Raw genomic sequence first — 13,078 nt, 5'->3', positions numbered from 1 at the left:
TCAAAGTTAAAGAGCAATCCTTGAAAATAAGGACTGCTCTTTTCTTTTTGCAATGTATAGAATTTTCCGCTATACGTTGGCGGGGATATGATAAGATGAATGAAGTCTAAAAACCAAGGACCTAAATGAGCAGCTATAGATGACTAGGTGACGTTCCTAGAGATAGTGGAGGGGGAAAATGGCAAGCAAGCAAAAAGACTTTTCATACTATACACATTCCAAGGAAGCTCAGCAGAAATTGTACAAGCGCTCTTTGATTGTCGTAATAATTTCTCAAATATTTAGTGGAGCTGGACTGGCGGCAGGGATTACAGTTGGCGCACTATTGATTCAGGAGATGACTGGCAATGAGAACTTGGCAGGGATGCCAATTGCGCTTTCTACATTCGGTTCTGCTATTTCTGCATACCTTGTTGGAAGACTCTCGCAACGATATGGCCGAAGACTTGGTTTAGGAGCTGGCTTTATAACTGGTGGGATTGGTGCGATCGGAGTCATAATGGCTGCGATGATGGGCAGTTTAACAATCTTATTTCTGTTCCTACTTATTTACGGAGCAGGCACGTCTTCGAACTTGCAAGCTCGTTATGCAGGCACTGATTTAGCCAATGAAAAGCAGCGGGCTACAGCAGTCAGCCTAGCGTTAGTTTCTACTACTGTAGGAGCTGTCGCTGGACCTAATCTCGTACTGCCAATGGGCCATGTAGCTGATTTTATTGGGATCCCTACACTGACTGGGGTCTTTTTATTGGCTGGTATTGCCTATATTTTAGCAGGTCTCACCTTCCTGGTCTTTTTATGGCCGGATCCGCTGCTGGTGGCGCGTGAAATAGAGCTGGCTGCAGAAAAAGACAGAAAGAGCATTGAGGATGGGCAACTTATTCACCGCCAAACGACGAGTCGGATGGGAGTATGGGTAGGTGCAATTGTTCTTGTATTATCCCATGGAGTGATGGTCGCTATCATGACCATGACACCTGTACATATGCAGCATCATGGGGCTGAATTGTCGGGTATCGGCTTGGTAATAGGGCTACATATTGCCGGTATGTATTTGCCATCAATCTTTACAGGTGTATTGGTAGATCGTATTGGTCGTCCTGCTATGGTAATCGCGTCAGGTTTGACTTTGGCATTATCGGGTATTCTCGCTGCTTATGTGGCGGGAGGATCGGTTTTCTGGATGTCTATTTCATTGATTCTCTTAGGTGCAGGCTGGAATTTCGGATTGATTAGTGGAACAGCCATCGTCATTGACTCGACTGATGTGCTGACGCGTGCGAAGACTCAGGGTAGTATTGATGTATTTGTTGCGTTGGCTGGAACCGCAGGAGGTTTGGCATCGGGGTTAATCGTGGCATTCTCTAGTTTTGCCCTGCTGAGTTTTCTGGGAGTGTATATCTCGTTACTACTAATCCCGCTGATTATCTGGATGCGCTATAAAGAGAAGAAACCCCTTGTTGATTCTATTTGAACTAATTATTTCCGGGGAAATATTGCATAATTCCTCATTAAACGACACTGGATGATTAGGCACATTATTTCATTTCTTCGCATAGATTGATAGCGAGTGAAGAAATGGAGGGATCTTGTATTGAATCAACAACGAGAAGGGCAAAACCCTAATTGGGTAAATCACTGGCAACATCCACAGTATCGAAGAATTTCGATGGAACAGGCGAATGAAATTGCATTGCGACAAGTACCGGGGCAAGTGGTGAAAGCAGAGTTGGAATATGATGATGGAATCCTGATTTATGAAATTGACATTCGAAATGAACAGGGACATAAGTATGAAGTAAAGGTAGATGCTGTAACGGGTGAGGTTTTGAGGGTTAAATTGGATTGACTTGCAATGTAGGTGGAGTTTGAATACTTTTCCCTAGATGTTATTCTGTGTATGATTAAGAAAAGACCTTAATCAGAAAGCAGGGAAAAGCAATGTATACAACTATTGATTATTCAAACAATTCAAAGGAAAAGTATAAGCAACTTTCAGCGCAACTAGATGCCTTAGTGTCTGGTGAACCGAATGTCTACGCTAATTTAAGCAATGCCTCAGCTTTACTTAATCAGTTCTTTGACCGCATCAATTGGGTTGGATTCTATTTGATGGATGGCGAGGAATTAGTGCTTGGACCATTTCAAGGATTGCCGGCTTGCATCCGCATTCCGCTAGGCAGAGGGGTTTGTGGAACGGTGGCACAGTCGAAAGAAGGGCTAGTCGTCCCTGACGTCAATGCCTTTCCTGGACATATCGCATGTGATGCAGCTTCTCGTTCGGAAATTGTCGTGCCGCTTATTAAAAATGGAGAAGTATTTGGGGTACTGGATATCGACAGCCCTGAATTAAATCGTTTTACTGAAGAGGATCTAACAGGACTTATGCAATTGGCAGCTGTTCTGATGAAGCATATCTAAAAAAGCACGCTGGAGTGATGAAGTTCACTCCGGCGTGCTTTTTACATTCCGAATATCCAAGAAAAGAAAATCACTACGATTGCCAATGGCGCAAAGTAACGAACGATGACTTTCCAGAGGGAGTGAAGAGCAGAGTTCATACGTAGCTCCTCTGCAGTATCTTCTTTCGTCAGGATAAAACCGGCAAAAAGTGAAACTGCCAATGCTCCAATCGGCATGGCAATTCGGCTCGTCAGCAAGTCAGCGAAATCAAATATCGTATTGCCAAACACGTTTACGTCCGACAATAAGCCGAAGGATAACGCGCTTGGAATACCGACCAAGAAGATCAGCCCGCCGAATACCCATGAAGCACGCCTTCTCCGGTCATGTTTATTACGGATTCCGGTTGAAACGACAATTTCAAGCATCGCAATTGAAGAAGTAATCGTCGCGAACAACATCAATAGGAAGAATATGATTAAAAATACGGCGCCAAATGGAATTTCATTGAAAATGGCAGGCAAGATCACGAAGATCAACCCAGGCCCTGCCGCAGGTGAGTGACCGAGCGCGAATACCGCTGGAAAAATCACAAGACCTGCAAGAATGGAAATTCCGATATTCAATATTGATACATTAAATGCAGACTGACCGAGCTTCTCTTCTTTTGAAAGATAGGAAGCATACGTCATCATCGCAGTGACACCGACACTTAACGAAAAGAATGCTTGTCCCAAAGCGACAAGAAAAGTAGTTCCGTTAAAATAACTCCAATCGGGGACGAATAAAAAACGAACACCTTCCATTGCTCCTTCGAGAGTCAATGATCGAATTGCTAAGACGATGAAAGATAGAAATAATAAAGGCATGATCCAGCGGCTGGCACGTTCAATTCCGCCACGAATCCCACTTTGCACGATCCAAATGGTCAGTCCCATGAACAGTGCTTGTGCAAGGAGTACTTCCACTGGATTTGCAATAATAGAGTCGAATAATTCACCGTAATCTAGCTCTCCCAAGTTAAAAGTAAAAGCTCTCGCCAAATAGGATAAAATCCAACCTCCGACAACGCTGTAAAAGGACAAAATAATAAAAGATGAAGCGAGACCCATCCAGCCAACCCAAGCCCAGTTGCGTCCGGTCGATAACTTCTTCAGAGATGTGACAGCGTCTGCCTGTCCCCTTCTCCCAATTACAAACTCCGCCAATAAAATAGGCAAACCAATCAGCAACGTACAAATGATAAATAATAGGACAAATACGCTGCCTCCATTTGTTCCTGCCATATAGGGGAATTTCCAGATGGCTCCTAATCCGATAGCACTGCCTGCAGCTGCTAAAATAAATCCAATCTTAGAAGTCCATTGTTCACGCTGTTTCATATAAGTCCTCGTTTCCTGTACATAATGACAAATTCACTAAATCCTATCATAATTTTGAGAAAAAAGCGATAGTGAATGGATTTACAGAGAGTTTTGAAAACTTCTTGCATTACTTTATCTGTAGGTGTAATATTACACCTGTAGATATAAAATGTAACCCTGAGGTGAATGTATGAACCAACAAGAATTGACAGATTTGATATCTCTTAAGCTACGGGTTGTACGCTTGGAAAGAGAATACTCTCAACAGAAGATGGCGAACGTGCTTGGTCTCTCCAAAAAGACATTGATCCAGATCGAAAAGGGCAGGGCCGCTGCGAGCTGGACTGCCGTTATTGCAATATGCGCGCTATTTCGTGAAAGTGATGTCTTGCAAGCGACAGTAGGCGGCGATCCTTTAGAAGTGCTTGAAACGATTGCACATGACGGGATTGATCGACCGATTGATCAGTCGATGGGCGGTAAAGTGTGGTGGCGAGAGCTTGAAACGAATGGACGATTTCGTTTGCAGCAAAACTTGATCAGCCAGCATTTTCGTATTTTAGATGACGAACATTTTCGGTGGTATAGTTCATTTGATGAAGAGGAAGCGAGACATCGCTTGAGCGAATTGAATAAAAAGTAGAAAGGAGAGAGTTGGAATGTTCACACCCATTGTGTTTGCTGTGTTTTTTCTGATTATGATTTTGTTTTTCACAGCGATTGGCCTATTCTATTTGTTATTTATGGGTTTAGTACATTATATCCCGTTAGTGATTGGGGCGGTTGTAATTTTATATATATGGATTGTAATGATGATTTTTCACTTTTTCAATACGAAGGAGCGGAAAGTAAAGTTTGGAGCTATTGCCGGAGTAGTCTTGCTCGGTACTTCGGTTTGGCCGATTTATCAGGCTTACAAAGATAGTATTCCAACAGTAGATGCAGAGGTTGATATCTATTATTATGAGCCATTCTCAAAGAACTCGAAGCTTGCAGATATAGATGAACCTGCAACATTGCAGCTGAAAGATCAGTTGCCAAAAATCGATGGGGCGACTGCGCTGTATCCGCTGTATGCCGCATTCACTCAGGCGGTCTACCCTGAAAAGGAATATAGTCCGTATGATAGTGAAGTGATGGTCAATACGACATCGGAAGCGTACCAAAATTTAATTCAAGGCAAGGTAGATGTGATCTTGGCGGCAGGACCGTCCGATGCACAACTGAAAATGGCAGAGCAAAAGGGAGTGGAATTGGAGCTGACCCCGATTGGGCGAGAAGCCTTTGTATTTTTCCTCAATCAAAAAAATCCAATAGACAGTTTACAGTTGCAGCAAATCCAGGATATCTATGCAGGAAAGATCACCAATTGGCAAGAAGTCGGTGGGAAAAATGAACCGATCCGCGCATTTCAGCGACCCCCAGACAGCGGAAGCCAAACTGCATTGGAGCGGTTGATGGGTGACATCCCGATTATGGAAGCCCCAAAAGAAAATGTACCTGAAGGAATGGGCGGCATCATCAAAGAAGTATCGATGTATCGCAATTACAAAAATGCCATTGGGTATACATTCCGCTATTACTCAACGGAAATGGTGGGCAACGATCAGATTAAGCTGCTGGCAATTGACGGAGTAGCACCGACAAAGAAAACAATTCGTAATCACGAGTATCCGATTTCATCTGAATTTTATGCTGTGACAGCAGGGACTGACAATCCGAACGCAAAGAGGTTCATAGATTGGATGGTGTCTCCGCAAGGACAGGAATTGGTGGAGAAAGTGGGCTATGTGCCGGTTAAGTAAACTTGATGGAAACAGATAGGGATGGATTGTAATGAAGATCGTGATTTCAATAATTTCCAGCATGATAATAGCGACAATCCTAGGTGTGTCTGGTCAGGGGTTGGCTTATTTCATGACAGAGCATGCAATAGACATTAATCCGGTGTACTATTTGACTGTGTTTACTGTGATGAGCATGTTGTTGTATATAGTCAGTTTTGTTTTAGCATATTTAGTAATGAAGAAAGAAAAGGTGAGTGGAGGAAGTGCTTTTTTTAGTCTTCTCGTAATCAGTATCGTCGCCGTTCCGGTTTCCATGTTTTCATTTTTCGCTACGGCGATGTGGTGGGGATAAGATGGTGTTTTTATAATTGAAGAACTCAAGTATATTTTAATCTCAGAACTTAAAAGAGACTAAGTCAAAAAATGAGACTGGGACAAAAGGATTCCAAACGATTCCAAAACATTCAATCAAAGTTTTGTAAAATGGTTCGGTTTTTTCTAATGCAAAGGAATTGCAGACTTAGAGCTGCCTTTGAGCTTTCCGCTGCGGGCAGGGACGCTTTCCGCGGGGCGCAGGTGAGCCTCCTCGCTTCCTGTGGGGTCTCACCATTTGCGCTACCTCCCGCTGGAGTCGCCCTCCGTTCCAGCCCCGTTTTTTTATTGTAAATTCGGACTTGCCTCTACTTTATGTTTTCCGCGCGCTCTATATCCAACCACGCTTGAGACCAATTTTCTATTTCTTTCAAAACCGGCTCTAATGAATACCCTTTTTCCGTCAAAGAATACTCGATAATAACAGGAGTTTCAGGTATAACTTTACGTTTTATAATTTCCTTCTGTTCTAGGTCTTTTAAGCGTTCCGACAGGACCTTTCCGCTAATTCCAATAGAAGATTGGAGAGCGCAAAACCGATGTGGTCCTGATAACATTTGATTGATGATCAAAGCTGTCCAACGCTGACTTAAAAGCGAGATGGCTTTTTCAAATCGGGGACAAATATTGGCTTGCTTCACTTTTGTTCACTCCTTTATATGTAGTATATAACATGATGAGTTGAAATTAAATGTAATCAACTTACTTGACGAACTAAAGTTTCTCTTTTAAAGTTAGTTACATAAAGTAACTAACTTTAAAAGAGAAACAAGAAAATGAATAAAGCATAGGAAGAGAAAATGGGGGTTATAAATATGAAGTTTCATAGTAAACCAAACACTTATGTAGGGCATGTAAATATAAAGGTGCAAAATATAAATCGTTCACTTGTTTTTTATCAGGAGGTTCTCGGTTTTGAAATATTAGAGAAAACTGAAAAGGCAGTTAAACTAACAACAGATGGAAAAACGAGTGTGTTATCAATTGAGCAACCAGAAAACGTTATTCCGAAACAAGGAAGAACCACAGGCCTATATCATTTTGCTCTTCTTCTGCCCAAACGTTCTGATTTAGCCGACATCGTTCATCACTTTGCAGAAATTGGTTTGCGTTATGGGTCATCGGACCACCTTGTAAGTGAAGCGTTATACCTATCAGATCCGGATGGAAATGGGATCGAAATTTATATAGACCGTGACCCTTCTGAATGGACTTGGAATAATGGCGAAGTTTCAATGACGGTGGATCCATTAAACTTTGAAGAGCTTCTTTCTGTAACAAAACGGCAGTCGTGGAGTGGCCTGCCTGCCGGGACAGTCATGGGACATATTCATTTACACGTGGCAGAACTGAAAAAGGCTGAGGAATTTTACAGTAAGGGACTTGGTTTCGAAGTGGTGAACCGATATGGTAATCAGGCGCTTTTCCTCTCTACGGGCAAATATCATCATCAAATTGCCTTAAACACCTGGGTTGGAGTTGGTGCCCCAACGCCCTCTGAAAACAGTGTGGGTCTTGAGTCGTTTACAATCGTTTTGGCAGATGAGGCAACGAGGGATTATACTATTGCGCAGTTAAAGAGTATCGGTGCATCTGTAACGGAAGAGAGAGGATCGTTTATTACCTATGATCCTTCTGGAAATCGTATTTATTTAGAGATTTAACAGCTACAAAAAATAAGTCTCCCACTTCAAACGCAAAGCGATAAGTGGGAGACTTCGTAATCATTTTAACTTACCTATCTCGTAAGTCTTCACGACATCAATACAACCAATCACCGATTGCAACATAGAACAGTTCTTCTCTGTAAGATCCATTATCCGCGGCATTTTTTCTTCCTTAATAGCTGAGCCAATGATCGTAAAATGAAGATGAATCTTCTCCAAGCGGCTTGCATCGTCTTGTGAACGCACGACTTCTTTCACTTCAATCGAGATATCATCAGCGGGCATACGCATTTTTTCGAGAATCTTGCGCATAACGCCACCTCCGCATGCACCGATGGAAGCAACCATGAGTTGGTATGGTCGAAACCCTTTTTCTTCATTCGAGGAAATGTGTAATGTACCGAATTCTGTTTCTGTATCAAAACCGTTTTCTGTCATATGAAATTTCATTTTATCAGCTCCTTATGCAGTCAGTATACGTTGTTTTGAAATTAAATCCAATGGGCGCCAAAATCCTTGCTGTGTTTAATTTTAAAAAACTGTGGAAGACTATAGTTAAATGGAAAGGAGTGCTGTTTAGTGAGTGAAAAGAAACCACCACACGAGACGCTAACAGAAAAAAACAACGGTCTTAAAGCCGCTCAAGAAGTGCATTACGCTGAGGATTTTAAAAGAGCAGATAAAGCAACCGAACACGAGAATAACCAGAAATCCAAAAAATAAATGAGGAAATTTAAGCGAGAGTCCTATCGGATACAATTCATCCGGTGGGGCTTTTCTCACTAAATCGTCATAAACAATCTTTCGTTTTCATTGTATAATAAGAAAAAGTGCTTATACAGAGAGAACGAGGGAAATGAATATGAGAAAAATAGGCTGGAAGAAGATGCTGATCTTTGTTGTCGCCTTCTTTATTGTCTTTCAAATAGCAGGTAGTTTCTTTTTTTACAACTTGGCCATCAAAAGAGGTCCAAAAGATTTCCTCACTGGGAATGCGGATTTGAAAGTATCCGCTGAAACGATGGAAGTGTTTCTAAACGGTGATTGGCGCCAGTGGGTGGAGGAGCAAGACTATGAAGAAATGAAGTTGACGTCAAGGGATGGTCTAGAATTGATGGGCTATTATTTGCCGGCTAAACTACCAACAAATAAGCTGGTTATTTTGACGCATGGTTACTTGGGGCATGCGAAACAGATGGGGTTATATGGTCAATATTATTACGAAGAACTCGGGTATAATATTTTCATGCCGAATGCAAGAGGCCATGGAAAAAGTGGCGGTGACTACTATGGTTTTGGCTGGCCGGATCGCTTGGATATTATTGATTGGACAAAACATTTAGTAAAGCAACTTGGATCAGATACGGAGGTTGTGTATCACGGCTTGTCAATGGGAGCAGCGACGGTCTTGATGACTAGCGGAGAAGAGGAGCTTCCTGGACAGGTGAAAGCGATCATTGCAGATAGTCCATATCAGTCCGTCTACCAGTTATTCGCGTATCAGATGGATCGGATGTTCCATTTGCCCGCATTTCCACTGCTGGATAATATGAGCGTGTTGACCAAAGCTAGAGCAGGCTATTCATTGAAGGAAGCAGACGCATTAAATGCAGTAAAAAAGGCAAATGTGCCGATTCTCTATATTCACGGCAATGCGGATACATTTGTACCTACCGATATGACGAAGGAATTGTATGAAGTCACGAAAAGTGACGCAGAACTATTCTTGGTGGATGGCGCGAATCATGGAGAAGCATTTGTGATGGACGAGGGAGCTTATAAGGCGAAAATAAATGATTTTCTAAGCATTCATTTACCCTCTATAGTAAATAACTAATCGAAAATGCCGGGCCCCGAATTTATTTGGAGCCTGGCATCTTTTTAATCCAATTGCTTCACTTTATTTCCATTTGAAATGAATTTGGGCTGAAAGTGTTAACACCTTTCAGATTGCTAAAACCCTCCAATTGACCTATTCAAAAAACAACACTATAATTATTTTATATTCTTGAGAGAAATGTTTTCTTGGAAAGAGGTTGTGATGCTTTGGTCAAAGCTACAGTAGAACAGTTGTGCAAACAGCATACGAACTTGACGGACGAAGATATTCATATCTTGCAGGAAATGGCACTTAGTTTGCAGACATATGCAGACTTATCGGGGGCTTATATGTTCATTGACTGTAAACTTAAACCAGCCAACCAGGCGATAGTAGTGGCAGAAGCATTTCCTCCAGGATGTACACCGGTGTACGACAATTCCGTCGTAGGTAAAGTGGTCTTCGAATCGTTCGAGCCGGGTGTCTTTTATTCATATTGGAATGGGAAAAAATCAATTATTCGGCATGCAGTGACACAGGAAGGTAAAGTAGTGGATCAGACTGTTGTGCCAATTAAGAATACATGCCATCAAGTGATTGGAGTTCTAATCCAAGAGAAGGAAGTCGTACCACCGCTTACTGATCAACAGTTGCCGAACTTTTCAGTTGTCACTGAATCCGCGGAAGATCAGATGACAAATTCGGGGCTTGGTGTAGTTTCGGATTTATTGATGGAAATGTTGATCTTGACAGATTCCTCCAATCGACTAGTGTACGCCAATCCATCCGGCTTAAAACTTATTTCCGAAATGAGTGGAAGCGATGAAATCATGAATAGAGATTTGTTGGAAATGCTTCCGTTCCTTAAGAAGGTATACGAGCAGAAGGATGACGTATTTGTATTTGAAATGACGATTGAACGTAAAAGTTTAATTGTGAAAAAGATAAAAATGCGTGAGAAAAATAATTCGCAGGAGACATTGTTGATTATTCAAGACATCACAGAACTCCGTACGAAAGAAAAAGAATTGATGATGAAATCGGTCGTCATAAAAGAAATTCATCATCGGGTTAAAAATAATTTACAAACGGTTGCAAGCTTGCTGCGATTGCAGATGCGCAACGGCGTGCCGACAGAGGGCCGAGCCGCTTTTGAGGAAACACTGAACAGGATCTATAGTATTTCTTCAGTTTATGAAATTATTCTTGCTAAAGAACATGCAGACGATGACGATGTAAATATTATAAACTTAACAAGGAAAATTTGTTCAACAATGGTGTTGAATGAATTAAACTTAAAAGTAGACTTGATTATTGAGCCCAATGGCAATAAAATAGTAACAACCTCCAAGAAAGCGGTTTCAATCGCACTCATCATAAATGAACTCATACAAAACTCCTTAAAGCACGCATTTATAGGTAGAGAACACGGGGTTATTGATGTAGAATTTAAGGTGGACAATGAATTTGTAGAACTTCATGTTTCCGACAACGGCGTTGGAATGAAGAAACCGCAAACTTCATTGGGAACAGAAATCATCCATAACCTAGTGATAAATGATTTGAACGGTGAATTTTTGTATGTGCCTAGGGAGATCGGAACCCACGCAGTAATCGTTTTTCCAGTGGGTGCGGAGGTGGAAATTTTTGATGAGAAAACGGATTGTCATAGCGGAAGATGAATCGATTATTCGGATGGACCTGAAAATGACCCTGCAAGATCATGGCTATGAAGTGGTGGGAGAAGCGGGGGACGGAGACAGGGCCATTGAACTGGCTTTCCTGCATAAACCGGATTTGATTTTAATGGATATCAAGATGCCGAAGATGAACGGTTTGAAGGCAAGCCGCATTATTGGAGAGCAACTTGATTTACCTATCTTGATCATCACAGCATACAGCCAAAAGGAATTCGTGGAAAAGGCACAGCAGGACAATGTGGTTGGTTATTTGGTAAAGCCTATTTCCGAATCCAATTTAATACCAGCTGTAGAAGTTGCGCTTCATCAATCGGATAAAGCGAAGCGGCTGAAAGAGAATGTCCAACAAGCAAAACAGGAAGTCGAAAAACGGAAAATTGTAGAGCGGGCAAAAGGGATCTTAATGGACGCTGAGCAATTAACCGAGCAACAAGCATTTAAACAAATGCGCGATGCGAGTATGTCTCGGCAAATGACAATGGAGTCGCTTGCCCAAGAAATTATTGACAAATACAAGTAAATAAATTAAAGCAAAGGCGCTTAAAGAGGTAGGTTCTTTAAGCGCCTTTTTGTTTTTTATATTTTTCTACATATTGCGAATTTTTATAATTTGAAGGCGGTGGTGTACTGTCTGTAGGTATAGGGTGGCAACTAGTTACACAATATAAGAGATAGGGAGAGGGAATTATATGGAAATGATTGGTACGGTGATCGTATATATCATTATGGCCTGTGCGATAGCAGGTGCATTTGCTTCAATCAAAAATCCGGAGGAAGGATTAGGTAAAGAATTCATGTCGGGCCTACACGCAGTTGGGCATATTTTTGTTCCGGCGGCAGGGATCATGGCATCCATTCCGTATTTGACGTGGTTTATCAGTAAATTTATTGGACCAATATTTGATTCGATTGGAGCCGATCCAGCGATTGCTGCGACAACAATTTTGGCGTCAGACATGGGTGGCTATCAGCTAGCTGAAGCATTAAAAGTTACGAACGAAGGATGGGTAATGGCGTTAATTGTCGGCTTTATGTCGGGTGCAACAATCGTGTTTTCCATTCCGATGGGCCTTGCAATGCTCGATAAGCGAGATCATAAATATATGGCGCTTGGTATTATGTCAGGTGTACTGACGATTCCGATTGGTGCATTTATTGCGTCTAGCTTGGTAGTATTGTTTAACACAGATGTACGTGATGTGATCAGCACTACAGCTTCATCGAATTACGAGTTTGCAATTAGTTATTTACAGATTTTCATAAACTTATTGCCTTTACTAATTTTTGTTGTCTTGATTGCTTTGGGATTGAAGTTTTTCCCTCGCATGATGATCAATGGATTTATGATTTTCGGTCGCGTAATGGACGCGGCGATTAAACTTGTGTTAGTGTTCTCAATTGTAGAAGTATTTACAGGTATTTTCACAACAATCTTCGGTGCATGGGGCTTTGACCCGATTATGGCCGATGAAGCGGACCAATTCCGTGCGCTTGAAACAGCCGGCTATATTGGTATCATGCTAGCAGGTGCTTTCCCAATGATTTATTTGATTCGAAAGTATATGGCTCGACCTTTGGAAGCGCTTGGACAAAAAATTGGACTATCTCCTGAAGGTAGTGCTGGTCTGCTTGCAACTGTCGCAAATATCTTGGCAATGTTCTCGTTGGTTCGTTACATGAGACCTAAAGACAAAGTCATCAATATTGCATTTGCTGTTTGTTCCGCATTCTTGCTTGGTGACCACTTGTCCTTTACAGCGAATTTCCAACCGAATATTATTCTTCCCGTCATTCTTGGGAAATTCAGTGCAGGGATCATCGCGATTATCATTGCATATAAGTTATCTGTTCCAACTGCTTTGAAGTTGGAAAAGCAAGATCGTGAGGCTGGAATCATCCGTCCAGGTGAATATGAAGAAACAACAGAAACTCCTACTGCAAAGGCATAAGAACATAATCAGTTAGA

At 41.8% G+C, this 13,078-nt stretch carries 15 protein-coding genes; 12 read left to right on the top strand and 3 right to left on the bottom strand.

The window, feature by feature from the left end; all coding sequences use genetic code 11:
- Positions 1-178 precede the first annotated feature (178 nt).
- From MKX97_RS17520 to MKX97_RS17510, 3 genes are all read left to right on the top strand, one after another.
- The gene (locus tag MKX97_RS17520) at positions 179-1,474 is read left to right on the top strand and encodes an MFS transporter (RefSeq protein WP_340760727.1); all 1,296 of its coding nucleotides are present in this window, start codon (positions 179-181) and stop codon (positions 1,472-1,474) included.
- A 120-nt stretch (positions 1,475-1,594) separates the two neighbouring features.
- Complete coding sequence (locus MKX97_RS17515; RefSeq protein ID WP_040759981.1) at positions 1,595-1,849, top strand: PepSY domain-containing protein; 255 nt, start codon at positions 1,595-1,597, stop codon at positions 1,847-1,849.
- Positions 1,850-1,941: 92 nt separating this feature from the next.
- Positions 1,942-2,421: a GAF domain-containing protein gene (locus tag MKX97_RS17510; protein WP_078818712.1), complete on the top strand. Its 480-nt coding sequence runs from the start codon at positions 1,942-1,944 to the stop codon at positions 2,419-2,421.
- Positions 2,422-2,462: 41 nt separating this feature from the next.
- Here MKX97_RS17510 and MKX97_RS17505 read toward each other — a convergent pair whose 3' ends face one another.
- Entirely contained in the window at positions 2,463-3,785 is a 1,323-nt protein-coding gene (locus tag MKX97_RS17505; RefSeq protein ID WP_009499225.1) for a sodium-dependent transporter, read from the bottom strand.
- Positions 3,786-3,957: 172 nt separating this feature from the next.
- Here MKX97_RS17505 and MKX97_RS17500 point away from each other — a divergent pair, with 172 nt between their 5' ends.
- Genes MKX97_RS17500 through MKX97_RS17490 form a run of 3 tightly spaced genes read left to right on the top strand, consistent with a single transcriptional unit; the run spans position 3,958 to position 5,906 of the window.
- Positions 3,958-4,410: a helix-turn-helix domain-containing protein gene (locus tag MKX97_RS17500; RefSeq protein WP_078818711.1), complete on the top strand. Its 453-nt coding sequence runs from the start codon at positions 3,958-3,960 to the stop codon at positions 4,408-4,410.
- Between the two features lie 16 nt (positions 4,411-4,426).
- A complete protein-coding gene (locus MKX97_RS17495) occupies positions 4,427-5,572 on the top strand; it encodes a substrate-binding domain-containing protein (protein ID WP_340760726.1) in 1,146 nt (381 codons plus the stop codon).
- A gap of 31 nt (positions 5,573-5,603) precedes the next feature.
- The gene (locus MKX97_RS17490; protein WP_340760725.1) at positions 5,604-5,906 is read left to right on the top strand and encodes a hypothetical protein; all 303 of its coding nucleotides are present in this window, start codon (positions 5,604-5,606) and stop codon (positions 5,904-5,906) included.
- A 328-nt stretch (positions 5,907-6,234) separates the two neighbouring features.
- On the opposite strand, the gene MKX97_RS17485 is transcribed toward MKX97_RS17490, so the two are convergent.
- Entirely contained in the window at positions 6,235-6,567 is a 333-nt protein-coding gene (locus MKX97_RS17485) for a helix-turn-helix domain-containing protein (RefSeq protein ID WP_078818699.1), read from the bottom strand.
- A gap of 174 nt (positions 6,568-6,741) precedes the next feature.
- Here MKX97_RS17485 and MKX97_RS17480 point away from each other — a divergent pair, with 174 nt between their 5' ends.
- Complete coding sequence (locus MKX97_RS17480; RefSeq protein ID WP_340760955.1) at positions 6,742-7,590, top strand: VOC family protein; 849 nt, start codon at positions 6,742-6,744, stop codon at positions 7,588-7,590.
- A gap of 60 nt (positions 7,591-7,650) precedes the next feature.
- Here MKX97_RS17480 and MKX97_RS17475 read toward each other — a convergent pair whose 3' ends face one another.
- Positions 7,651-8,043 carry an OsmC family protein gene (locus MKX97_RS17475; RefSeq protein WP_221836985.1) on the bottom strand — a complete coding sequence of 131 codons (393 nt, stop codon included), beginning with the start codon at positions 8,041-8,043 and terminating at the stop codon, positions 7,651-7,653.
- Between the two features lie 129 nt (positions 8,044-8,172).
- Between MKX97_RS17475 and MKX97_RS17470 the strand changes: the two genes are divergently transcribed.
- The 5 genes from MKX97_RS17470 (at position 8,173) to eutH (ending at position 13,061) form a co-directional block, all read left to right on the top strand.
- Positions 8,173-8,316: a YfhE family protein gene (locus MKX97_RS17470; protein ID WP_009499217.1), complete on the top strand. Its 144-nt coding sequence runs from the start codon at positions 8,173-8,175 to the stop codon at positions 8,314-8,316.
- Between the two features lie 133 nt (positions 8,317-8,449).
- A complete protein-coding gene (locus MKX97_RS17465; protein ID WP_221836984.1) occupies positions 8,450-9,430 on the top strand; it encodes an alpha/beta hydrolase in 981 nt (326 codons plus the stop codon).
- A 209-nt stretch (positions 9,431-9,639) separates the two neighbouring features.
- A complete protein-coding gene (locus MKX97_RS17460) occupies positions 9,640-11,094 on the top strand; it encodes a PAS domain-containing sensor histidine kinase (protein WP_040759977.1) in 1,455 nt (484 codons plus the stop codon).
- On the top strand, positions 11,063-11,632 hold the full coding sequence (locus tag MKX97_RS17455) for a response regulator (RefSeq protein WP_009499214.1): 570 nt from the start codon (positions 11,063-11,065) through the stop codon (positions 11,630-11,632). Before MKX97_RS17460 ends, MKX97_RS17455 begins: the two co-directional genes overlap by 32 nt.
- 169 nt (positions 11,633-11,801) lie before the next feature.
- Positions 11,802-13,061, top strand: coding sequence for an ethanolamine utilization protein EutH (eutH, locus tag MKX97_RS17450; protein ID WP_009499213.1), 1,260 nt, complete (start codon positions 11,802-11,804; stop codon positions 13,059-13,061).
- Positions 13,062-13,078: the final 17 nt, after the last annotated feature.

Source organism: Sporosarcina sp. FSL K6-3508 (assembly GCF_038615825.1).
Classification (GTDB): domain Bacteria; phylum Bacillota; class Bacilli; order Bacillales_A; family Planococcaceae; genus Sporosarcina; species Sporosarcina newyorkensis.
Note: the sequence above shows the minus strand (reverse complement) of the source record. Positions and strands in the feature narration are given on the sequence as shown.

Bases quoted from the DNA above. Each gene is read 5' to 3' on its own strand.
- MKX97_RS17500 (WP_078818711.1), top strand. From the start codon at position 3,958: ATGAACCAACAAGAATTGACAGATTTGATATCTCTTAAGCTACGGGTT.
- MKX97_RS17465 (WP_221836984.1), top strand. From the start codon at position 8,450: ATGAATATGAGAAAAATAGGCTGGAAGAAGATGCTGATCTTTGTTGTC.
- MKX97_RS17480 (WP_340760955.1), top strand. From the start codon at position 6,742: ATGAAGTTTCATAGTAAACCAAACACTTATGTAGGGCATGTAAATATA.
- MKX97_RS17455 (WP_009499214.1), top strand. From the start codon at position 11,063: ATGAGAAAACGGATTGTCATAGCGGAAGATGAATCGATTATTCGGATG.
- MKX97_RS17495 (WP_340760726.1), top strand. From the start codon at position 4,427: ATGTTCACACCCATTGTGTTTGCTGTGTTTTTTCTGATTATGATTTTG.
- MKX97_RS17475 (WP_221836985.1), bottom strand. From the start codon at position 8,043: ATGAAATTTCATATGACAGAAAACGGTTTTGATACAGAAACAGAATTC.
- MKX97_RS17505 (WP_009499225.1), bottom strand. From the start codon at position 3,785: ATGAAACAGCGTGAACAATGGACTTCTAAGATTGGATTTATTTTAGCA.
- eutH (WP_009499213.1), top strand. From the start codon at position 11,802: ATGGAAATGATTGGTACGGTGATCGTATATATCATTATGGCCTGTGCG.
- MKX97_RS17510 (WP_078818712.1), top strand. From the start codon at position 1,942: ATGTATACAACTATTGATTATTCAAACAATTCAAAGGAAAAGTATAAG.
- MKX97_RS17520 (WP_340760727.1), top strand. From the start codon at position 179: ATGGCAAGCAAGCAAAAAGACTTTTCATACTATACACATTCCAAGGAA.
- MKX97_RS17490 (WP_340760725.1), top strand. From the start codon at position 5,604: ATGAAGATCGTGATTTCAATAATTTCCAGCATGATAATAGCGACAATC.